The sequence below is a fragment of the Nostoc sp. genome, assembly GCF_036917355.1.
In the GTDB taxonomy this organism is placed as follows: Bacteria; Cyanobacteriota; Cyanobacteriia; order Cyanobacteriales; family Nostocaceae; genus Nostoc.
Map to the genome: position 1 here is coordinate 131,517 of NZ_JBALDP010000051.1, position 22,363 is coordinate 153,879.

At 40.4% G+C, this 22,363-nt stretch carries 17 protein-coding genes; 9 read left to right on the plus strand and 8 right to left on the minus strand.

Annotation, left to right across the window (positions count from 1 at the left end; all coding sequences use genetic code 11):
* Positions 1–132: 132 nt before the first annotated feature.
* Complete coding sequence (locus V7K53_RS15305) at positions 133–537, plus strand: hypothetical protein (RefSeq protein WP_335198366.1); 405 nt, start codon at positions 133–135, stop codon at positions 535–537.
* A gap of 511 nt (positions 538–1,048) precedes the next feature.
* On the opposite strand, the gene V7K53_RS15310 is transcribed toward V7K53_RS15305, so the two are convergent.
* The 5 genes from V7K53_RS15310 to V7K53_RS15330 all read right to left on the minus strand — a co-directional run bounded on the left by V7K53_RS15310 (position 1,049) and on the right by V7K53_RS15330 (position 7,728).
* Positions 1,049–2,281 carry an aspartate aminotransferase gene (locus tag V7K53_RS15310; protein WP_335198367.1) on the minus strand — a complete coding sequence of 411 codons (1,233 nt, stop codon included), beginning with the start codon at positions 2,279–2,281 and terminating at the stop codon, positions 1,049–1,051.
* On the minus strand, positions 2,278–3,468 hold the full coding sequence (locus V7K53_RS15315) for an iron-containing alcohol dehydrogenase family protein (protein ID WP_335198387.1): 1,191 nt from the start codon (positions 3,466–3,468) through the stop codon (positions 2,278–2,280). Before V7K53_RS15315 ends, V7K53_RS15310 begins: the two co-directional genes overlap by 4 nt.
* A gap of 748 nt (positions 3,469–4,216) precedes the next feature.
* On the minus strand, positions 4,217–4,738 hold the full coding sequence (locus V7K53_RS15320; RefSeq protein ID WP_335198368.1) for a Ycf51 family protein: 522 nt from the start codon (positions 4,736–4,738) through the stop codon (positions 4,217–4,219).
* An 801-nt stretch (positions 4,739–5,539) separates the two neighbouring features.
* A complete protein-coding gene (locus tag V7K53_RS15325; RefSeq protein WP_335198369.1) occupies positions 5,540–6,904 on the minus strand; it encodes an O-antigen ligase family protein in 1,365 nt (454 codons plus the stop codon).
* Positions 6,886–7,728 (minus strand): hypothetical protein, encoded by an 843-nt coding sequence (locus V7K53_RS15330; RefSeq protein WP_335198370.1) that lies wholly within the window; start codon positions 7,726–7,728, stop codon positions 6,886–6,888. The genes V7K53_RS15325 and V7K53_RS15330 overlap by 19 nt, the downstream gene beginning before the upstream one ends.
* Positions 7,729–7,855: 127 nt before the next feature.
* Here V7K53_RS15330 and V7K53_RS15335 point away from each other — a divergent pair, with 127 nt between their 5' ends.
* The 6 genes from V7K53_RS15335 to V7K53_RS15360 all read left to right on the plus strand — a co-directional run bounded on the left by V7K53_RS15335 (position 7,856) and on the right by V7K53_RS15360 (position 15,299).
* Complete coding sequence (locus V7K53_RS15335; protein ID WP_335198371.1) at positions 7,856–8,944, plus strand: NAD(P)/FAD-dependent oxidoreductase; 1,089 nt, start codon at positions 7,856–7,858, stop codon at positions 8,942–8,944.
* 508 nt (positions 8,945–9,452) lie between these two features.
* A complete protein-coding gene (locus V7K53_RS15340; RefSeq protein WP_334900225.1) occupies positions 9,453–9,827 on the plus strand; it encodes a hypothetical protein in 375 nt (124 codons plus the stop codon).
* Between the two features lie 197 nt (positions 9,828–10,024).
* Complete coding sequence (locus V7K53_RS15345; RefSeq protein WP_335198372.1) at positions 10,025–10,825, plus strand: SIMPL domain-containing protein; 801 nt, start codon at positions 10,025–10,027, stop codon at positions 10,823–10,825.
* 174 nt (positions 10,826–10,999) lie between these two features.
* On the plus strand, positions 11,000–12,718 hold the full coding sequence (locus tag V7K53_RS15350; RefSeq protein WP_335198373.1) for a hypothetical protein: 1,719 nt from the start codon (positions 11,000–11,002) through the stop codon (positions 12,716–12,718).
* Positions 12,719–13,510: 792 nt separating this feature from the next.
* The gene (locus tag V7K53_RS15355) at positions 13,511–13,918 is read left to right on the plus strand and encodes a VOC family protein (RefSeq protein WP_335198374.1); all 408 of its coding nucleotides are present in this window, start codon (positions 13,511–13,513) and stop codon (positions 13,916–13,918) included.
* Between the two features lie 466 nt (positions 13,919–14,384).
* Positions 14,385–15,299 (plus strand): bestrophin family protein, encoded by a 915-nt coding sequence (locus V7K53_RS15360; RefSeq protein ID WP_335198375.1) that lies wholly within the window; start codon positions 14,385–14,387, stop codon positions 15,297–15,299.
* Positions 15,300–15,394: 95 nt separating this feature from the next.
* Here V7K53_RS15360 and V7K53_RS15365 read toward each other — a convergent pair whose 3' ends face one another.
* Complete coding sequence (locus V7K53_RS15365) at positions 15,395–16,243, minus strand: M28 family peptidase (RefSeq protein ID WP_335198376.1); 849 nt, start codon at positions 16,241–16,243, stop codon at positions 15,395–15,397.
* Positions 16,244–16,561: 318 nt separating this feature from the next.
* Between V7K53_RS15365 and dnaK the strand changes: the two genes are divergently transcribed.
* Both dnaK and V7K53_RS15375 read left to right on the plus strand, forming a co-directional pair.
* The gene (gene dnaK / locus V7K53_RS15370) at positions 16,562–18,643 is read left to right on the plus strand and encodes a molecular chaperone DnaK (protein WP_335198377.1); all 2,082 of its coding nucleotides are present in this window, start codon (positions 16,562–16,564) and stop codon (positions 18,641–18,643) included.
* Positions 18,644–18,758: 115 nt separating this feature from the next.
* Positions 18,759–19,754, plus strand: a complete 996-nt coding sequence (locus V7K53_RS15375) for a J domain-containing protein (RefSeq protein WP_335198378.1) — start codon at positions 18,759–18,761, stop codon at positions 19,752–19,754.
* Between the two features lie 321 nt (positions 19,755–20,075).
* Here V7K53_RS15375 and V7K53_RS15380 read toward each other — a convergent pair whose 3' ends face one another.
* Together V7K53_RS15380 and V7K53_RS15385 are read right to left on the minus strand one after the other, a co-directional pair.
* The gene (locus tag V7K53_RS15380; protein ID WP_335198379.1) at positions 20,076–21,509 is read right to left on the minus strand and encodes a DUF4335 domain-containing protein; all 1,434 of its coding nucleotides are present in this window, start codon (positions 21,507–21,509) and stop codon (positions 20,076–20,078) included.
* A complete protein-coding gene (locus V7K53_RS15385; protein WP_292738464.1) occupies positions 21,506–22,132 on the minus strand; it encodes a DUF3038 domain-containing protein in 627 nt (208 codons plus the stop codon). Before V7K53_RS15385 ends, V7K53_RS15380 begins: the two co-directional genes overlap by 4 nt.
* Between the last annotated feature and the right edge of the window lie 231 nt (positions 22,133–22,363).

The window sequence follows — 22,363 nt, forward strand, 5'->3', positions numbered from 1 at the left end:
CCATATTCAACTTGAGATTTTTGGTTCTGTCGCGTAGTTTGATATTTGGCGATAAAATCCAAAACTATAAGCAATAAAAATTAACAATTATTCAGTTTAATAACTCGATCAAAATACCGAATGTAATAAATTATGGCGCAGCTAGAAAGACTCCTGAAAATGGCAGAAGATGAACTAACTGAATACAGTACTGATGCCCGTAAAATAGAAAAACTACGCCGTAAAATAGGTTTAACAGTATCCATAACAGAACAGCAGCAAGTAAAAGAGGCATTACTTGCTACGATGAAATCTAATATAATTACCCAAGTTGTAGAAGAACAAAGACAAGCAATAGCCTTACCATTTTGGGGAATTGCTGGATTGGGTTTGTTACTAGGAATTTCTTTAAATCAACCCATAGGCTTGTTAGCGTCTGTAGTTGGAACTGTATTAGCTTACAGAATTCAGAAATGGGGTTGGAAATTGCAGGCAAATCGTTTATTGTTACAAACATTAGAAGATATTGAAACGCGTATTGCCCAACCTACTAAGTAACAATAAAGATGTATTGTACAGATAAATCATCTATAGTTATTTGTATTATATTATACTCAATGAATAATTAATCACTTAATTTACATCTCGTAAGCACTTAACAATTCCTTTGGGATCACCATAGCAAAAAAATTAGATATTTGGATTTAAGATTAGGTATTTATTAAGAAAGACAGCAAGCAGAAGGCAGTCTTCCGTAAACTCGAACTGCCCTTCGTCTTTATTCAATATCCTGGTTTATCTCGTTCCCAGTCCGAAACTGGGAACGAGGAAATTTCTATCAAGCAAGGTTTTTAGGACTTGTGTGTACACTGTAGTCCTCAAAAGAAAAGAAGCTAGTTCTTCAACAGATACTTCTTTTAAAGCAACAGTTTCTATTCAAGATTCTTGAGTTTCTTGACTGATGTAAATATAAGTACCAATGATTGTTAACTCTTTCTACTTTTTTACGCGATCTCAAAAATCGTCAGCCAAAATTTTAGTCATGTAATATTGGTTTTCTTTTCTCTAATCAACTAACCAGATCGGCGATCGCTTCTGAAGCAGGGACTACAGCTTCAGGCTGATAGCGGATGCCAGCTTGCTTGAAGCGGTTTAAAGCTTCACCTAAGCGATCGCAGTCTGCAATCAAACTGATTCTGACATAACCCTCACCTGCAACCCCAAAGGCATTACCTGGAGTAACCACAACGCCTGTTTGTTGCAACACGTTCAGGGCAAAATCTGTGGAACCAACGCCAACGGGACACTTCACCCAAAGATACATCGTCGCCTTGGTTTTAGGGATATCCCAACCTAACTCTCCTAACCCGTGAATCAGGAAATCGCGGCGGGTACGGTAGCGTTGTTGTACCTCATGTAAATACACATCTGGCAGTTGCAAAGCTGTTTCGGCTGCCGTTTGTAATGCTGCAAAAATGCCGTAATCCAAGTTAGTTTTCAGCGTCCGCAAACCTTGAATTACATGGCGGTTCCCCACGACAAAGCCAACGCGCCAACCAGCCATATTGTAGGTTTTAGATAAGGTGTGAAATTCTACACCAATATCTTTCGCACCGGGAATTTCTAATAAGCTAGTGGGTTGATAACCATCAAAAGCTAACTCGGCATAACACAAATCATGCACCAGCAAAATTTCATATTTGCGGGCGAAGGCGACGATTTCTTCAAAAAATTCGCGGGGGGCGGTGGCGGCGGTGGGATTGCTGGGATAGTTGAAATAGAGCATTTTGGCTTGTCTAGCAACCTCATCAGGAATGGCAGCTAAATCAATTAACCAGTCATTTTCGGGTTTGAGAATCAAACTATGGATTTTGCCGCCAGCGATCGCCGGGCCGCGAAAATGTGCCGGATAAGCGGGGGAAGGAACCAAAACTAAATCACCAGGATTAACGTAGGCGAGTGCTAAATGAGTTAATCCTTCTTTAGAACCCAGTAATGGCAAGGCTTCGCTATCAGGATTGAGAACCACATCATAACGCCGACGATACCAGTTAGTGATAGCGCGGCGGAAACTAGCTGTGCCTTCAAAAGGAGGATAACCGTGATTAGCGGGATCTTTTAAAGCTGCGATCGCCGCTTCTACTACTGGTGCTGGTGTTGCACCATCGGGGTTTCCCATACCCAAGTCAATTAAATCTAACCCTTGTTCCCGTGCTTTAGCTTTCAGTTCATCTAAACGGGCAAATACATAAGGTGGTAGTTTTTGTATGCGTTCTGCTGGGACAATCCAATTTAAACTCATAAAACCTCGTCACTCATTCCCTTGGGCGAAACTCGATTTGCAGTATCTCTACTATCTATAGGTGCAGTGGTAGAAACCATTGCCGCCATCAACTGTTCCGGCGCGACTTTAAACGGTAGTCGATGGATGTCAGAATTAGGAACTAGAGCCATTTCGGCGGCTGTTTGCAATTCACCTAATGTAATATTGCCCAATCCCAAATCACTTAATTTCTGGGGTAGTCCAATTTCTGTGTAGAACTTTAACAACTGTTGTCGTGCCGATGCTGCGAGTTGATTGCCTTGTAGCATTTCTTCTAAACGCAGTTGCACTAAAATCCCAAAAGCAACTTTTTCGCCATGAATACTGCCATGTCCCGAAATATGAGTTAAACCGTTATGCACGGCATGGGCGGCAACTGTGCGACACTGCGCCCCTCCAAGTCCCCCAACTACCCCAGCGAGTAAAACAGTGGCATCTACCACTTCTCGCCAAACCTCATTACCTGGTTCTTCGAGGGCGGTGGCTGACTTTTGCAACAAGATATCTCGTAAAACTCGTGCTTGTTGCACCGCAGCAATAATTAAAGTGTCTTGCAAGTGTCCACTGCTAACTGAGGCTTCGTACCATTTAGCGATCGCATCACCAATTCCAGCTACTAGGGTACGTTGTGGTGCAGTTTTAATCAAGTCATAGTCGAGTATCAATAAATCGGGACAACGAGATAGCCCTACATCGTAGAGAAAAGCCCCATCTTCCGAATAAACATTTGATAAGGCACTCCAAGCTGCACAAGTAGCGCCGGAAGTAGGAATTGTCACCACTGGTAGATGTAACTGCTGTGCGACTAATTTCGCTGTATCTAGGGCTTTACCGCCACCAACACCGATAATTACATCAGCTTTATGTTCTTTTGCCTTTTTCTGTAAAGATTTCAGGCTAGTTTCGCAGCAATCTGCACCATAAGAAGCTTGGACAGTATGTAACTGCTGCGCTTCTAAAACTGGTTGTAAATTATGTTGGCTGATAACAAGAGTGGACTTACCTGCCACAATTAAGGGACGACTTCCCAAACAGGCAATCTCTGCTGCGGCTGTTTGCAACACCCCAGAACCACGGATTACTTTTGCGGGGGAAACTGTGAGCGTAAAGAATGAGTTAGAGGTTTGAGTAGACAAAGAAGGTTGAGTAGAAAAATTATTGGGCATATAATCTCGTTTACCAAAACCTTGATATTTCTTAATAATATAGACTAGCGATCGAGGATACTTGTTGCCAAACTGGTTTTTGGATGGCTCTAACCTGACACCCAGATCGTCTGGATTTGAGCCAAGCAATTAAATAGACAAGTCCTGTTGCCGACTGATTGAGTAGTTTGACGACATTGCTTGAATCTATAAATACCCATTGACCTGAAATTCCGAACTATCAAAGTTTTGAATAACCGTATAATTAATTAACATTACCATTGTCAGATTCTCAAGAAAAGCAATCGAGAATTGATAACGTGTAGGCGATCGTGCTATTTGATGCAATTTTTAGCTACAGATATATATGTAAAGATATGCAAATATATGTCCCTACAACCCCTTGATTTGCTGCAAAGAATTTTGAAAATGGCAACAGGGGCAATTAGGACAACAACTGACAAATTACAACTGTCAGTACCCATTACCCCACGCTGATTAACTTTTTCCCACAGTATAACCACTAAAGTGTGAATATCTTAATCTGAAAATAACTATTAATGTATCAGTAAATACAAAATAATGTTTGTCATCCTGATAACAGGTAATTTACTTTTGTTCTTTGGGCATGAGGCACAAGAGGAGAGATGCGGAGGGGCATCACTTCGGCTACGCTCAGTGGCCAAAGGACAGAGGGGAAAGACTTACTGCTACTTCTCCTCTGCTCCTCTGCTCCCCTGCTCCCCTGCTTCTTGTGCCCTCCTGCCTCTTAAGCAGTAGGTTTTGGCAATTTGGCGAAATTGTCTGTGTAAATTTTGACTGTTACCGGGGAGTTTTGATGAGAAACGAGCGATCGCTTGACCTCACCCAAGTAAACTGGGACAGAAATCCCTGTTTCCGGGTGGATAATAGTACGGGCGCGAACTGTCAAATTATCGTCTTCCCGTGTACCTGAACGACCATAAGAAAAGAGATTGCTAGCTGCTTGACGTAAAGTTGCTTCTAACTGTGTGGGTGTAATTTGGGGTGATGTGGCAATCACCGCTTGTGTTGAGCCATTGTCATAAACTAGAGTGTATCGGGCTGCTCCGGGAATCACAGTCCGACTCAAGGGGACTATTGAGAGTCCAAATAAACCAGCAGTCACCACCAGCATAAAGCCAGTTGTACCCACCAACCGAAAGCGAATGCCCCATTTGAGAATAAAAGCCAAAAATGTCAAGGCAGCAAATACCAAGGTAGCTATACCTGACCATTGGGTGTACTGAAGAAAGTTAGCTGTTGTGAGCATAAGGTTGGTTATGGAGGCGTCTTTTTTTCGTTACCGACACACCCATTTTACCGAGAGCTTACACCATAAGGGTTATCGTAGTCTTTAATGCCAATCAGAATATTGAGCGCGATCGTAGTCATAATAAAGATTTTCGGTCTTCAACCCTCGGATTTACCAGAGCTAAAACTGGTATTACTTTTCCAAATTCCTCAGTTATTCAGAACAGTATTGCCTCAGCAGAGACAATGTGGGAATTTTGAGATATCTGCAACTTAGTTTGAACACTATCAAGAATTGCCGTCCAATCAGCATTCTTTGTTCCATTCAGAGCGAATCCTGATTTTAGTCGTCACGTCGTAAAGTCGACAAAAAACCACATTTTCTTTACCAGCAATTGTAGCGATAATCATGAGCTTGGAAAAGTCCTGAACTAGTGATGCAGCCAAAATAAAAATTTTAGCAGAGTTCGTTTCTATCCCAGTTCTAATAATATAAATTTCCTCGCCTCTAATAACAATATCTAATTTAATATTATCCCTTTCTCTCAATTATTTTGTCGTTAACTTAAGTTCTGATATATACCTAGTCAATCCTGTCTTTGAATTGTGTTTAATTAAATAAAAATAATAAATATACAAAAGGGCATCTACAAGAGATGCCCGTCATGCAGGAAAACCCTAAATGGGTGTCCCTACACCTTCCCAACAATCAGCAACAGTGACTAATTAGGTACTAGTCACACTCACAGACGTGAATATAACAATATTATTAACTTGAAACTCTCAATGTCCCCAGTGCATACACTGAAAAAACTAATAGCTAATTTTCACGAGATCCAAGCTTGTCTTTTTCGTGATAACCATGTACTACTCCAGCAATGGCAGCCAAAATTAGCCATGAAAGCGTATTCAAACGAAAATCAAAGAGGGTTACATCTACTGTATTCAATAAAATCCACCCAACAAAAGACAGAAGATAACTGAAAAAGATCAATTTGTCTCCTGTATTTATATATTTTGACTTTTGCAGTAGTTGGACACTTATAATCAAAATCCAAGCTAGTAAGCCACAAAATAAAAAAGCACTGGGAAAACCAGTTTCAGCAGATAACATCAAAAATAAGTTATGGGGATGACCCAAGGGAATCTGCATCTTTGCTTTGTAAAGTGTACTAAAACTGCGCAATCCCCAACCAGTCCAAGGATGTTGTTGAGCTAAAAACCAGGCAAACTCCCACTGAGTTTTTCGCATTAAAGCGACTGGTCTATCTGGATACATATCGTCATTTAACCTTGCCCAAAAGAAGGCAGGAACTACCCAGCGAAAAATGTGAGCGACTGGTGAGGGAGCAAAAGCCGCTAAAAGAATACTAGAAACGATCGCAGCAACGCTACCTACAAGAATGCGCCAACCTTGGTAGAGTGCATAAGCTAAACAGGCAAAAATAGCGATCGCCCACCCATTACGCGAGTTGGTGAAAATCAAGGTAATAAAATTCGTAATCACCGCGACAGTTAGGAAGAGAAAGGGAACTGGAGAGTGGGGCGCAGTAAGTCTTTCCCCTCTGTCTCTTATGCCCAATCCCCAATACCTCATCCCTAATCGCCATTGTTCGATCCACAACCCTAGACTAAGGATGAAAACTATTACTACATAAGCTGCGAAGGTGTTAGCGTGCAAGAAAAGTGAAGCGATACGACCTGGTGGGTTTCCGCCTGGTCTGATTGTCCAACTAAACACAACCCACACAAACTGGAACTTGAAACTCCAGCCTAAAAATAATTGTCCCAAGCCCATAATTGCTACTGGCATGGAACCAATGACTAAAGCCCAAGCCATTTGCCGCAATTGGGCAAATGTTTGAATCAGAGCGCTATGGGCAGCGAAAAGTAAAAAGAATGGTAATAAATTAAATAAGCCGAGGAAAGCTGCTGTTTTGTCTTGGGCAAAGCCAGCACTCACGATCAGTAAAATACTCAACAGGGCAAATCCCCAGTTGAGGGGGCGGCGATTAATTTTGCGGGATTGTTTCAGCCAAGTTATTAATGAGACAATACCTACAGTCACAGCCCCCACTAAAGGACTCAATGGGAAGATTAACAGTGCCCATAGAGAGTAGTTCCAAGAAGATTGCCAACGAGATTTGAAATAGTCAAAAACCTTGTTCAAGCTGGCTCCCAACATTCCTCACGGGTGAGGCGAATTTGAGCTAAGGCGAAGATGGTGGGGATGATTCGACCATAGTTAGTAGCGATCGCTCTCCAGCCCAAATCTGCAATAAACCAAGTCCACATCATTGGCCCAATCACGGCAAACATCGTCCGGGCTGCTCCATAACGAGCTGCACTCACTGTCATACCCCGTTGCGCCATTTGCATCGTTACATAGCTTTGAAATTGCGTTGCAGCTGCTTCTGAGCCTGTAATTGCCGCTTGTTTGGCTACTTCATAAGTAGCAAAGTGAATAGCAAATTGACGGGCAATTTGCTTAAGTACAAGCGGCTGGAGAAGAGAAGTAACCGCGATCGCACTACCGCCTTTGAAAAGTAACCCCAAGGGGTCACGTTGTAATAAAAGTGGTAGGGGTTGTTTTAGTTCTGATTTAAGCAGCTGGCGCTGCACCTGTATAGTCAATTTTTGTTTTTCTTGTTCTGGCAATTTTTTCCACACCTGTCCTAGTAGATGCAAAAATACTTCTGCTTCTAAATCAATAGTTGCCAGCTGATTAGAATAGGGAATTTTTAGATACTTACATACTTGAACGAGGGCTTGTCGGTAAGTTACCTGGCCTGTGCGTCCCCGTAATACTGTTATTCCATCTGCGGCCAAAAAACGAAAGCGACCTTCTAGTGCGTCTAACCAAGCTTTGCGGTCTTGGCTTTGTACTTCGATGGGTTCGGGTGTGTGTACATAGTCTAAGGGATTGAACTTACGACTAAATAGAATTGCCGTTAAATCTTGCAATTCTTCTTCGGTCGCTAACTCTAGCGCCGCCCTCATTTCATCCAATTTCCCTTCCTCCCTTCCGTGCAGCTTTCTGTACCTTATTCTACTATTAGCTTTCAGCAGTCATTAGTAGTAATTTTGTCCTTTGATAATAACTAATGACCAATAACTAACTAAGGACTATTGACTCATGACTGATATTGCAGTGATTGGTGCCGGAATTGCCGGTTTAGTCTGCGCCCAGCAGTTAAGTCAAGCTGGATATTCGGTGGTAGTGGTGGAAAAGTCGCGTGGTTTGGGAGGAAGACTAGCTACACGCCGCTTGTATGGAACTTTGGCAGATCATGGGGCTTGTTACCTGAAACCAAAGGGTGAATTATTTAGACGTTTTGTGGAGATATTGCGCGATCGCCATATCTTGGAAGTTTGGACAGATGAGGTTTACGAACTTACAACAGGCGCTCCTTTATCTGAACCGAAAAACCGCAGTCCGCGTTATGTTGCGCCTGGGGGAATGAGTGCGATCGCTAAATCCCTCGCCCCAGGTTTAGAAATATTACTGAATCAGCGTGTCATAGCTATTACCCCAACTCCCGAAAATAGCTGGCGTTTGACTCTCGAATCTAGTAATGAAGAATTAACTGCAAAAGCTATAGTTGTCGCTATTCCTGCACCCCAAGCTGTGATGTTGTTGGAATCTTTGGATGAGAGTGTATTGGATGGAGCCTTTCTGGATAACTTGCGTTCTGTAGAATTTTATCCTTCAATTAGTGCGATCGCTGGATATCCTTCTACATCTCAACCCCTCCCTCAATGGAAAGCCCTAACTTTTGTAGATAATGCTGATTTAGCATGGATTGGTTTGGACAGTAGCAAGCGTCCTAACCCTCAACAACCACATTTTGTGGTGCAAAGTAGCGCTGATTTTGCTCAACGTCATCTAGAATCACAGGATTTACAACCTGCCGGACAATATATGTTGCAACGAGCAGCTGAATCTCTGTCCCTTCCTTGGCTGAATACTCCCGAATGGATGCAAGTACATCGTTGGCGTTATGCCTTTCCTAGCCGTCCTTGGCACGAAGCTTTTTTGTCTACCGATACTCCCTTACCTTTAGTTTGCTGTGGTGATTGGTGTGGCGGCAATCTTGTCGAAGGTGCGATGCTTTCTGGATTAGCTGCGGCTGATGAAATTAATAATCAGTTACGTCATTTACTTTTCGATAATGTGAACTTTTTAAACGTTTTTGCCCGATCATTTCATCTGTCGCTAGACTGATCCTGCACTATCGTGAGTCGCTATTTTTCTGACTGACTAAATCAAAGTGCAACAAATAAGTTTTTTAGATGAAATAGCAAATTTTGCTGCGAACCTAAAAAGTGATGCCAATTAGCCAAAAAGCTTAACTTCATTAAAAACTTGTTCCTAATTCAAGTGGTTTTATTGCTGTTAATCTTGATCCCCTAGCCTTTATGCTGCGTTTTATGTAGATTTCTGCCAAAAGAGCAGAAATTTGAAATAATTAGGATTATAAATATAAAATGTCGGTAAATTACCAGCTTATTGGACGCTGTTTTAATAAGTCATGCTGTGAGACAGTATAAACTTTAACTAAAATAAGCAAAGCCAAATGTCTGAGATTGTACCAAGATTAGAGGCTAGTTTCGGGATTGATTGCATCTGTAAGTTGAGTTACTTTTAACTGATTGTCATCACGACGTTGCCATCTAAAAAAGTTATTTTCTCCGCCAAGCATTGATTTGATTAAAAAAGGAGTTTAAAAACCATGAAAACGGTAGTCAATTTAACACAACAATCAATAGTGGGAGAAATTGAAAGTATTTTGAATACATATCCATCCCATCCATATCAACAAGCCTTTGCGATTCCTGATTTACGCCAAGAGCTAATTACTTTCGTCCTCAACCGCATTCCCTCCTTTTACAGCGTCATGTCTGACGAACAGATTCCAGCGGAGGCTGAACAAGGAAGCTTGGCTTATTACAAATTGCCTCGTAAACCCTTAGAGCAGCAACTACATTTACAGAATTTGATTCACCAAGGCATTTGTCTAATTGTTCAAGAAAAGTCAGATTGGATTAGCCATCGTGTTTGTGAAACAGTTCAACCAGCTTGTGAACCTTCTCACTGGTTTGGTTAATAGTTCTAACTAGATTTGGCTCTCTACTGAGATATCATAACGCCCGCAGTGAATTTTGAATTTTTGAGCTAATCCCACGACTAAAGGCTGTGGGATTAGCTCAATATTTTTTTAAGTAGATTCCTCTTGAGGTGTAAACTTTGACAATCACTAATTTCTAAGGATATTCCCAGGATATGAGAAAAATAACTGCTCTAATGCTAAGTATTTCCGTGACTGTCGGAGTAGGAGCATTAACACCCAAAGTCACTAATGCCCAACTGTTTTACCCACCAGCAAGCGATCGCCATTCATTAATGGTAATCGGTCAAGGGGTTGTGAGAGTGCCAGCCGATACAGCGGATATTGAGTTAGTATTCAGTAGTGGAGGTAGCAATGATGAGTTACAAACGCAACCATCAGCGTTCCCAGAAACTCGCCGCCTATCCTCACCAACTTTACTCTTAAATGACAAAACAGCAGCAGAACCTTTACCAAACAAAAAATCCCTAACTAAAGCAACTCTTCAGCCTGTAGTGGATAGCTTAGTTGCTAAAGGCATTAGGGCTGATAAAATTCAAGTGCAAATTAATCCGAATTCCAGTGAAAATAACGCCAAGGTATTGGTGAAACTAGAAAAACCAACGCGCGATCGCGTTCAGGAAATTGTTGCTACAGCGAATAAGTCCACGAGCCAAATTGAAAACCTTTCTGTCAAGAGTGTGGGTGTTGAGTATGCAGTAAATAACTGTCAAGCTTTGCAGAGTTCAGTTTATCAATCAGCCATGAAAGATGCTCAAAGCCGCGCTCAGGCTTTAGCAACTGCGATGGAAGTTAAACTTGGTACTCCTTCTGTTGCCGAGCCATTTTACACATTATTTTATCCCTCATGTAGTTCTAAAACTGGAGTTCCTTTGCCGTCGTTTGCTAGTTTTTTGTTATCACCAGCTTACGATCCAGAAGCACCGGCAGAAGTTGAAATGAAAAAGGATATTTTTGTAACATATACAACGAAATAAACATTTATATTTACTGCGATCGCACTTTGATTTAGTCAATACTTTGAGTGCGATCGCTTAACTATTTTCTTCTGATCCGAATCAATAAGGATAGGTGCAGACTCACTTCTAATTTACTTCATATTGCTATTATTGATTTATTCACGTAATAAAATAAAAATCCATATAATAAAAATGGTAATAATAAAACTTGGTTATAAACGTATTAGTAAACATTGCATACACTTGGAATCTGTAGCTAATGCAAAAAAAAATTATTTAACATGGTGGTTTATTAAGCAGTTGCTTAGTGTTTTATTAATAATTATTTTTACAGTATTTCCACTTAATCAACTAATTGCCCAATCCCATAATGCTAATTCTAAAAATATGGTGTCTATATCAGACATAGCACGTAACCTTCGTAACTTAAACTTCATATCGGAAGAAACGTACCAGCAGATACAGTTTTCAATGACAGAAGGTGAAATACCTAGCCGTTCGATGTTGCTTGATGAACTTGCACAGGAGGCAAGAAAGCGCCGACTTAGCCCTGATTTTCCTAAGTTATTTAGAGTTGCTATTGTATTTGAACCCCCCACTGAGTTGACTGAGGAAATGCGCTTAGAACTACTCCAATTGTTGCATGGTCTCAAACAGTCGGGAGTTATTACCGAACGTGTTTATCAACGACTAGAAACAGAGGTTAAAGCTAGTTATATCAAAATGGATATCGATTTATTTCAGCAAGCTGAAAATCAAATGAGGGTTTATGAGAATTTACAACTGAAGGATTTAGAACCTCACCTTAAAACCTTGCGTTCTAGTAGTATATTGTCTGCTGATGGTTATACCAAACTAATACAAGATATCCAAGCAGAAAATATTGCTAGTAATATTCAGTTATTTAAGTATTTTAATAATGCAGTAATTTTTGACCTCAAAGATTACTCTAAAAAATTATATGAGTACTTACCAACCATTTATCAATGCATTGTTAGTATGCTGCATCAATCAGGCATAGCAAACATTAAAATTGATAGCTTTTCTATTGATGAGCCAATGATGTTTTCAATATATACAAATAGGAGAAAATATCAATATAATTTATATCCAGTTATCAAAAACGAATTTTCTATACCTATCGCTGATACAAGAGAATTTTTTTTCTTATTTAATAAAATACTGCGGGATATGGGTTCGTCGTATCGACTTTATGATATAGGAGTTGTTAGTGACCAACTAATAGGTTTATCAGCGCTAGAAAATAGTAATACTTTTGGATTTATTGCACTTACAAACAAGCAATTTAAATTATTTTTAAATAAATCATATATTTTTAATCTAAATAGTTTTAACGAACAAGAGAAAGAATTAACAACAAACCGGATAGAAGAAGTTATTGTATTTTTAGGTAAAATTGGATTATTGAATCACTTAACACCTCAACAAATAAATGTAAATAAAGAGAACATTAGACAAAGTTATATTACTAACTACTATCAATTATTGCAAGTTTTTGATACCTTTGTTCCTACTATTGATTTGGAAGCCAATTCTAGAGAAGATAGTTATAAGCGGCTTATCCATAAATTTGCAAATGTTTCACGAGGTAATTTTGCTCCAACTGATATTTTATTTGAATGGAAAAATAACCAAACTGCTGAAGTTTCTTTTAAAGTTAATGGCAAAATATATAGTACAAAGCTTGAGTCTAAAGATGATTTGCTCGATGTTCGCAGGCTATTTAGTTTAATCCTACAAGTAGTTGATAAAACTGTGTCTAATGGCGGCAGATTTTACCCACTTTATAATGGACATAATTATATCACTGGGTACATTTTTTTAACCAACGAACAGCGACGATTGCTCGAATTTGAAAGATTGGTTGTACTTTCTTCACCAACTAACTGAAAAAAGAGAAATTGAAGTTACTCATTTGAAGTTCTGGTATATGTAAACTAAGGGTGATTGCGCTGACTTCGACCACGCAATCACCTTTCATGGTTGTACCTATTTTAAACCTTTACTGGTAAAGCTTTTGAGTGATTAGATAAATTTGATTTCTTAATTTTTTTCTTAATTACATCCAACTTCATACATATATAATTAATACTATTTAGGTATTAATTCCACAAGACTTACGCAACTGGCACAGTTTGATCGTTAATTAGTAGTACATACGCGTTCATAATCAAAATAAAATATTCATTAGAGTTTAGATTAAATTGCTAATTTCAAATTTCAGTAATGAAAAAACTCCAGAAATGTTTGTGACAAATCTGGAGTCAGGAAAGATACGCATTTACCTATACCAAATTTTCACCCTGAGAAAATCCTACGTCATCAGGGTATACACTCAAATGTGGATAAAAGTGTTTGAGGATTCTTGTTTACAATTCCTTCTCTGTGGGAAGTAACGCAAAACAGCCCCAGATAAGCTGAGGCTGTTTTGCGAGAGTTGTTTGGCAGGAAGGGTACATCAATAAGTGATGCCCGTGTTTAAATATAGATAATTCAGTATGCATCCTTATTCAGCTATGTTTTGCCATATCAGGATGATTGGGAAAATTTTTATGGCTTTTTCCAAAAAGAAACTCCAGATGCACTTAAGGCATTCTGGAGCAGTAACAGGTTTCTAACATCAATCAATTTTTACATCTGCGATCGCTCGATGTCGTTAGGGTATATACTCAAATGTGTTTTATGTCTACTTATCCGCAAATAGACCAGCAAATTACCTTCCTTTCTACCCATAATCTCAATGTATCTACAGAATTCTACGAACAAAAACTAGGTTTGAAGTTATGGCTTGACCAAGTAACCTGTCGAATTTATACTGTTAGTGGTTCTGGATACTTAGGATTGTGTCAAGCAAGCGAAAAATCAACTCCTCCAACCGATAAAGACTCAAGTGTCATTTTTACCCTAGTAACACAGCAGGTGGATGAATGGTTTAAATATCTCAAAGAACGTGGCGTCGAATTTGAAAAGCCACCTACACTAAATGAAAAGTACAATATTTACCACTGCTTTTTGCGCGATCCTGATGGTTATTTGATTGAAATCCAACGTTTTGAGACTCACGACAATAAAAAAGACATAACCAAATAAGTTATGTCTAGACATTAATTTACAGGGCAGGATTTTTACAGGCTAGAACTTTTTGATTTACTGGGGTACATGATACCGACTAATGTTGTATGGACATTATCGATAGGAATATACCTTTTCTTCCATAGATTTATCGGGATGAAGTGGCGGATTTATGCAACCACTGGAAAATCTCTACATTTCTTTACAATTGCCTTGTAGGCATCGCTTTTGACTTTTATATAATATTTACCTAATTGACGATCAAAAAACTTTTTGCCTCAGTATTAATAATAAGTATTTAACCTGGCTCGAAATTTTATAACAGCAACTAGAATACAATACATAGTCGTCAGTACATAATGTTCTTAGCAAGAATAGTTTTTCAAGTATCTCTTTGCTAATTGTGCTATTTTTATAATGATTATTTTTAAGCTAACAAATGCCGAATTTGTCAGTTCAATAAATATTTTACTAGGGTGGATACATGATAAACGAAAAAATTAAATGGTTCAGCACAGCATTACAACCTAGAGGTTCAGTCATAAAAGCAATTTCCAAACATGTTTTATGGTGTGGAGCTTTTGGAGTTTTAATTTCTCTGCTTCACCATTTTGAAAAACCTGTATCCCAGCCTATTTTAGTTAATGTGATTCCTAGTATTGTTTTAGGTTTGTTACTTGTCTTTCGTACAAACACTGCTTATGAGCGATTTTGGGAAGGGAGAAAATGCTGGGGTTCTATAGTAAATCACGTCCGAAATTTAGCGAGGCAAATTTGGGTATCAGTTGATGAAATTTCACCAGGAGATAAAGACAATAAAATTACAGCATTAAACTTATTGGTAGCGTTTGCTGTAACAACTAAACTACATTTGCGAGGAGAAGGTGTCAATAGCGAGTTAGAAGACTTAATGCCATCTACTAAGTACATAAAATTGAAGATTATGAATAATCCTCCTATAGAGGTTGCTTTTTGGATAGGAGATTATTTACAGGAACAGTACGATCGTAATTGTCTTAATAGCTACCAGCTAACATCAATGCAAGAATTATTGAATAGTCTTGTGGATAATTTAGGTGCTTGCGAACGTATTTTAAAAACGCCTATGCCGCTTGCTTATGCTATTCATTTGAAGCAATTACTGATATTATATTGCTTTTTGCTACCATTTCAAATAGTAGACAGTCTCGGTTGGTGGACAGGTTTAGTTTCTGCTTTGGTTGGCTTCACTTTGTTTGGCATTGAAGCCATTGGCTTAGAAATAGAAAACCCCTTTGGTTATGACGCTAATGATTTACCATTAGACGCAATTTGTGAAACAATGAAGCGCAATATTGACGATTTAATTACTTTGACTCCTAATGCGCGATCGCATCAACAAGATAGTATAACCAATTGAAAAAACTTGAAGATATTGATTAATAAAAAATATACAGCAGTTTGCAACAAGAAACTGAGGTAAAAAATGCAATACCCACGCATCAAATGTATAAATCACAACCATCTAATCGCAATTTCTAACCCTTCACATACACGAGTCAGAAAATCTAAATCCAAAGTAGCGATCGCATCACTAGCTTTGTGATAATGTGGATTTCGCAAGAATGCCGTATCTGTCACCATCATTGCCGGATAACCTAAATCCCAAAAAGGTGCATGATCGCTAAGTCTGGTTTGGGGAACGATTAAACCTCGATTCGGCACGGGTAGCCATTGACTAGATACGCCAGCTTTGCGAATATTACGGCTCATCCCAATTAAGTCAGGCAATGTCCGCAAGTTACCAATTAAAGCAATAAAATCACCTGTATCTGGGTAGAAGCGTTCCAGAGGAGGGGGGTAACTTTGGGAACCAGGTGTAGAATCCTTATAGCCCAGCATTTCTAGGGAGATCATTAAGCGTAGCTGTTGCTTTTGTTGATGCAACAGCGCTGCATAGTCAGCACTACCCAGTAAGCCGTATTCTTCCATATCGAAAGCAACCAGTCTTAAGGGATATCTGACAGGTTCGGCAGCGAATTTTCTCGCCAATTCCAGCAACACTGCAACACCTGTAGCATTATCATCAGCCGCAACTGTTCCCGGAACGCCATCATAATGAGCGCCAATTAAAATTGGTAGTAAATCCTTTTTTTGCCCTTTAGCTTGGGATGGTAAATTTAATATCAAGTTATTACAAGTTTTACCTCTGACTTCAAAGGTGTGGATTTCCACACTCCCCCATTGAGAAAATTCCTGGCGGATGTATTCTTGGACAAAAAAATGCCCAGCCGTTGCCATGTAAGGATCGCGTTCTCGCGCGATCGCACTCAGGGAAGTCTGTAATCGCTCTGTTAAATTCAAATCTTTTAAGTAGTAGCAATAATATTAGAATTTTCAGGCACTCAAAAAAGCAGAGCAAGCATTATTAAAGTTAACTTACCAATTTGCAGATAACTTAAACAGAAGTAGGCGGATATCAAGAATTGAGGCTGCTTGGGCACACCAACCGTCTCAATGCTATCCTAGTCTTGCAACTATCTCCTCTAGCTGCACTTCTTAGCTTACTGCCTTAATGATGAGTATTATACATTGAGGTGTTTTTATCTTGTAGCACAAAGCTAGAGGTAGTTCCGCCCAATCATAATAAATATATAAGACACTTTAGGAGAAGAGTAACGCATGGGCAAGGTAGTCGGCATCGACTTGGGTACAACCAACTCAGTAGTCGCCGTTATGGAGGGTGGCAAGCCGGTGGTGATTGCCAATGCAGAAGGAATGCGAACAACCCCCTCCGTAGTTGGCTTCAGCAAAGAAGGTGAAAGGGTGGTTGGGCAAATGGCACGGCGACAAACCGTCCTCAATCCTCAAAATACCTTTTTTGCAGTTAAACGTTTCATTGGGCGGAAGTATGGCGAACTTAATGCAGATTCTAAGCGTGTGCCCTACACCATCCGCAAAGACGAAGTAGGTAATATTAAAATTGCCTGTCCTCGTATGAATAAAGATTTCGCCCCAGAAGAAATTTCGGCAATGGTGCTGAAGAAATTGGCAGACGATGCTAGTCGCTATTTAGGCGAACCAGTTACAGGGGCAGTGATTACAGTACCCGCCTATTTTAATGATTCTCAGCGGCAGGCAACCCGCGATGCTGGCAGAATTGCTGGTTTAGAAGTGCTGCGGATTCTCAATGAACCGACTGCGGCATCTTTGGCTTATGGATTAGATCGGGGTGACACGGAAACTATCTTAGTCTTTGATTTGGGCGGTGGTACTTTTGACGTGTCGATTTTAGAAGTTGGCGATGGGATATTTGAAGTCAAAGCTACCAGTGGCGATACGCAACTTGGTGGGAACGACTTTGACAAAATAATCGTAGATTGGTTAGCAGAGCAATTTCTGGAAACAGAAGAAGTAGACTTAAGACGCGATCGCCAAGCTTTGCAACGTCTGATGGAAGCGGCGGAAAAAGCCAAAATTGAGCTTTCTGCTGTCAGTGTCACCGACATTAATTTACCCTTCATCACTGCCACGGAAGATGGCCCGAAACATCTCGAAACTCGTTTAACTCGTTCCCAGTTTGAAGGTTTGTGTGGTGATTTGGTGGGAAGATTGCGGACACCAGTGAAACGCGCCCTCAAAGATGCCGGACTTTCACCTAGAGATATTGAAGAAGTTGTATTAGTTGGCGGTTCTACACGAATGCCAATGGTGAAGCAGCTTGTGCGGGACTTAATTGGCACAGAACCGAACGAAAACGTAAACCCTGATGAAGTCGTGGGAGTGGGTGCAGCAATCCAGGCAGGAATTCTTGCAGGCGAACTCAAAGATGTGCTGCTTTTGGATGTCACACCCCTCTCTTTGGGATTGGAAACCATCGGCGGCGTGATGAAAAAACTTATTCCCCGCAATACTACTATTCCAGTACGCCGTTCTGACATTTTTTCCACATCTGAAAATAACCAAAACACTGTGGAAATTCACGTAGTCCAGGGCGAACGGGAAATGGCGGCAAGCAACAAGTCTTTAGGGCGGTTCAAGCTCTATGGCATCCCACCAGCACCACGAGGAATTCCTCAAGTTCAGGTGTCATTTGATATTGATGCTAATGGGATTTTACAGGTAACAGCCCTAGATAGAACCACAGGGCGTGAGCAGAGTATCACCATTCAAGGCGCTTCCACCTTGAACGAGTCGGAAGTGAATCGGATGATTCAAGACGCTCAAAAATACGCCGATGTCGATCGCGAACGTAAAGAGAGAATAGAAAAGCGGACTCGTTCTGAGGCGTTGATTTTCCAAGCAGAACGACAACTTAGAGAAGTGGCCCTGGAATTTGGGATGCAGTTTGCCCGCAGCCGCCGCCAAAGAATTGATAATATTTGCCGACAACTGAAGGAGAGTCTTCAGGAAAATAGCGATCGCGGTATCGATCAAGCCTACGCCGACTTGCAAGATGCTCTCTATGAGCTAAATCGGGAAGTCCGCCAGACTTATGCTGAAGATGAAGATGACGACTTGTTTGGAACTATCCGTGACATCTTTACTGGCGGTGATAAAGAACGAGAACGCGAATCTCCCAGAGATACATATCGAGAACGCGACTCATACAGTAAAGACTATGGCAAAGATTACGGTAGAGACTATGACAGAGATTATAGCCGCGATAATCGTTCTTCCTCTTATGAAAGCCGTCCTCCACGCAAATCCCGCCCCAGCTACCAAGATAACTGGGATGATGAAGAAGACAATGATTGGTTATAAGAAAAGTTAGGAGTTAGAAGTTAGGAGTTAAGAATAAATCTTTCAACTCATAACTCCTAACTCATAACTCATAACTCTTAATTAATCTAAAATCTAAAATTTAAATAACTGAACTATGCAAAATTTGCCGAACTTTCGCGATTACTATGAGATTTTAGGAGTATCTAAAGATGCCTCTGCTGAGGAAATTAAAAAGGTTTATCGGCGGTTAGCAAGGCAATATCACCCCGATCTAAATCCGGGTAACAAAGAATCTGAGGAAAAATTTAAGGATATCGGCGAGGCTTATGAAGTTCTTTCCGATCTAGCCAAACGATCGCAGTACGACCAGTTTAGCCGCTACTGGAAGCAAAAAGGCTTTGCAGGCAACAAACAAACGCCAAAGGCTAAAACTTGGCAAAGTAGCGCTAGCGATCGCAACGGCAACCAAGACGTAGATCCTAGCCAATTCTCCGACTTTGAAAGCTTTATTAATCAAGTTATTGGCGTTAAAAATAAGAGTGCAGCAAATAACTCCAGTAATGGCAATAATAGCGATCCGTTTCGTTCCCCCAGAACAAAAGTTGCCTACACAGTTAACACTCCACCTCGCACAACCCGTCGAGATATAGAAGCCAGATTAACGCTTCCACTAGAAAAAGCCTATCAAGGTGGTAATGAACGGATTCGTTTAGAAGATGGGCGATCGCTAGAAGTTAATATGCCTCCAGGGATGGTAACAGGTCAAACCATCCGTTTGCGGAACCAAGGCGTTGGTGGTGGCGATCTATACTTAAAAATTACCGTTGAACCTCATCCATTATTTAAATTAGAAGGTTTAAATATCGTCTGCCAAGTCCCTGTTACCCCCAGCGAGGCAGTTTTAGGAGGACAGGTAGAAGCACCTACTCTTGATGGCCCTGTGAAAATGACCACCCCTCCCGGCGTTAGGTCTGGTCAAAAATTTCGACTAGGTAATAAAGGTTATCCTAACGATGACGGTAAACGTGGCGATCAATTAGTAGAAATTCAAATAGTTACACCGAAAAATATTAGTCAAGAAGAACGGGAGCTTTACGAAAAGTTACGGCAAATTGAAACCTTTAAACCCCGTGCTGATTTAATACGTTAGGAATGAGGTTGTGTATCTATATTTAATACCTTTATTTCCCCTGCATTCATTACTTTGGAAATTTAAACTTCACCAAATTTCTGGCGCCGTAGAAGCCCCTAAATTCTATTTATGGGGGCAAGGGGCAAATGGGTCAAAAGCATTGTATATCCACTTTAAAAGGGCAAAATCCTAGTCATAAATCTAAATTTCTCAGGTTAGCGCCATATTATCGCAAACTTACAGAGATAGGTAGAAAATTAAATTGTCAGGTATGTTATTGCTCAGAGTAGGGCACAGGGAATAGCAAGTTAATTCTCTTGCCCCATACCCCATGCCCAATTATTGATATCCCTTCCAAGGAGTGACTTCGAGCTTGCCGTTAGGCTTGAATATAACTTGGAAGTGAGCTAGAGGTTCTTTGTCATTGGGAGCAGCTACATTAGAACCATAGATGGCGTTAAACATCTTAGGAAGAGGTGTTTCTCGGAAATAATCAAAGGCTACTTGATTGAGTGGTTCATAGTCAGCAATTACACCATCTTTGTTGACTGCTACCCGATATTTCAAATCTCGCGTAAAGGTGGGGGTGCCACTCCAGGTTTGACGAACTGTATTATAAAGTTTTTTATTTAAACCTTTAGTGATATTAGAGTCAGTAATTTTTGCACCGACTACCTCTGGTGTCTTAGCATATCCTCGCCAAGGGCTAACTTGCAGTACACCATTTGTAGTAAACACTATTCGGAATTGGGCTATCGGTTCATTAGAAATGGGAGCGCGATTAGCAGGATTGTAAAGTAGGTTAGGTAGAGGAGTTTGCCCGACTCCTTGATTGGCCTCTTTATTCACCGCTTTATAACCAACGATCGCTCCATCCGCAGCTACACCCAAACGATAGATCAAATCCTGTTGCAATCCTGAACGCTTAGTCCAAGCTGGATGAACTTGATTATACACTTGACGATTCAATGCACGCAGCTGGGATGGATCGGTAATTTCTGGAACTGTATTTAAAAGTGCTTCTAAATCTTTAACTACTGGCTTTTCATTAGCTGTGGGTTGTGTTGTAGGTGTTGCAGCCTCGATGGGTGTTGCAGCTGCTGATGCTGGAGGATTTAGGCTCTTTGTTGTAGAGTTAGTTTGCTCATCTGGCTTAGGCTGCGGTGGACGAATTTGGGGAGGTGGAATCAAGTTAAATGCGATCGCTGCTACTGCTAAACTCGATACTCCCACAGCCGCAGGAACAGCTTGCCTAATTACAGCCTGACTAGCACCGCCATAGCGTCTAGTAACTGGTTGTAGCTCTAGAGATAATTCTGGTAAAGTCTGGGTATCAGCAAAAAACTGATCCACTGCTTCTACCAAATCAAACAACTGCACCGTATTCAAATCTATTTCAATAGGCGGACGTTTAGAATTATTAGAGTGAGACTCGAACCCCTCTGGAGCATTCTCTGAATGTATGATTAACCTGTGGCGGTTGCCGTCAATTTTTTGAAACTCTACTAGCTCCGATTCCTGGTTGTGTGCTTGCGGATTGGGTACAGTACTTAGAAATTCTTGGGCGTAACCACTAACAGCCCTCACCAAACTTTCAAAAAATTCTCGCCCTCCGGTTAGGGGTTGATTGTAACCAGATAAATAGCATTCTGCATTTACCAATATTGATAATTCTGGGCGCATTTCCTGGAACTGTGCAGCCCTAGTGACATCACTTAACCCTTCTAAAAGAAGAGTACAATTAGGTAGACTGTACTTACGTTGAATATTCATTCCACTTCACCGTCAAAAAGACTAATCCAGAACCGCTGCATTCCAGCAGTACCAGTACAAAATAGTAATTGTCCTAACAAATTTATTGCTAGCGCATCTAATTTTTCATCAGAGGTTAATGCTAGTACACCAGAACGTCGAGCATTCATCCGGCTTTTAAAATGCGCTCTAAACCGCTCTAAATAATTAGATAGCCGCAAATTCTGTTCTAATGGAATCTGTTTTTCTTCCATTTGTTGACATATCATTAATAACTGGCGGATGACAACAGTTAAACGCCGTGCTATGTAGCAAGCAATGACCACCAAAGCTTTTGCTTCCATAATAGTTAAGGGACGGCGCATGTGCGCTCTTCGTAGCGGGTTAGAGCTACGCATCCGCCATAAATTTACTCTGTCTTTAACAATTCCTTTAAGATCCAACTCTTGAGCAAAAGCCAGGATTGCTTCCGAACCACCAAGTTCTAAAGCTTCAATTGCCAGTAAAATCAGGTCAATTTGCAGCCTAGTTCTCCGAGGACACGTTTTGGAAGCGATCGCAGGATCTGGTAAAGTATCCAAAATCATCGGCAGCGAGTCTTGGGTTGAACTGTTGAACGGCGTTAAACTTGCTGAAACATTCATTCTATAAATACCTTGTGCGGTTCCAACAGACTAGATAAAACAAATTTAAGATCGGTAGCCAGTAGCATGACTACCTGATATATACATTACTTAACTCTTTCTACTCAAAGTTTTCCCTATATTGAAATCAAAATTTTAAAACATAACTAAATTCACCTCATTTATTAGTGAAATACCTTTTATAGCTTGGTTTAGATTCTAATTATCGTCAATGAAGAGCGAAGCTTTAGC

Coding starts and splice junctions, on each gene's coding strand:
- V7K53_RS15335 (WP_335198371.1), top strand. CDS start 7,856: ATGACTGATATTGCAGTGATTGGTGCCGGAATTGCCGGTTTAGTCTGC.
- V7K53_RS15340 (WP_334900225.1), top strand. CDS start 9,453: ATGAAAACGGTAGTCAATTTAACACAACAATCAATAGTGGGAGAAATT.
- V7K53_RS15380 (WP_335198379.1), bottom strand. CDS start 21,509: ATGAATATTCAACGTAAGTACAGTCTACCTAATTGTACTCTTCTTTTA.
- V7K53_RS15375 (WP_335198378.1), top strand. CDS start 18,759: ATGCAAAATTTGCCGAACTTTCGCGATTACTATGAGATTTTAGGAGTA.
- dnaK (WP_335198377.1), top strand. CDS start 16,562: ATGGGCAAGGTAGTCGGCATCGACTTGGGTACAACCAACTCAGTAGTC.
- V7K53_RS15360 (WP_335198375.1), top strand. CDS start 14,385: ATGATAAACGAAAAAATTAAATGGTTCAGCACAGCATTACAACCTAGA.
- V7K53_RS15310 (WP_335198367.1), bottom strand. CDS start 2,281: ATGAGTTTAAATTGGATTGTCCCAGCAGAACGCATACAAAAACTACCA.
- V7K53_RS15315 (WP_335198387.1), bottom strand. CDS start 3,468: ATGCCCAATAATTTTTCTACTCAACCTTCTTTGTCTACTCAAACCTCT.
- V7K53_RS15385 (WP_292738464.1), bottom strand. CDS start 22,132: ATGAATGTTTCAGCAAGTTTAACGCCGTTCAACAGTTCAACCCAAGAC.
- V7K53_RS15350 (WP_335198373.1), top strand. CDS start 11,000: ATGGTAATAATAAAACTTGGTTATAAACGTATTAGTAAACATTGCATA.
- V7K53_RS15345 (WP_335198372.1), top strand. CDS start 10,025: ATGCTAAGTATTTCCGTGACTGTCGGAGTAGGAGCATTAACACCCAAA.
- V7K53_RS15325 (WP_335198369.1), bottom strand. CDS start 6,904: ATGTTGGGAGCCAGCTTGAACAAGGTTTTTGACTATTTCAAATCTCGT.
- V7K53_RS15320 (WP_335198368.1), bottom strand. CDS start 4,738: ATGCTCACAACAGCTAACTTTCTTCAGTACACCCAATGGTCAGGTATA.
- V7K53_RS15305 (WP_335198366.1), top strand. CDS start 133: ATGGCGCAGCTAGAAAGACTCCTGAAAATGGCAGAAGATGAACTAACT.
- V7K53_RS15355 (WP_335198374.1), top strand. CDS start 13,511: ATGTCTACTTATCCGCAAATAGACCAGCAAATTACCTTCCTTTCTACC.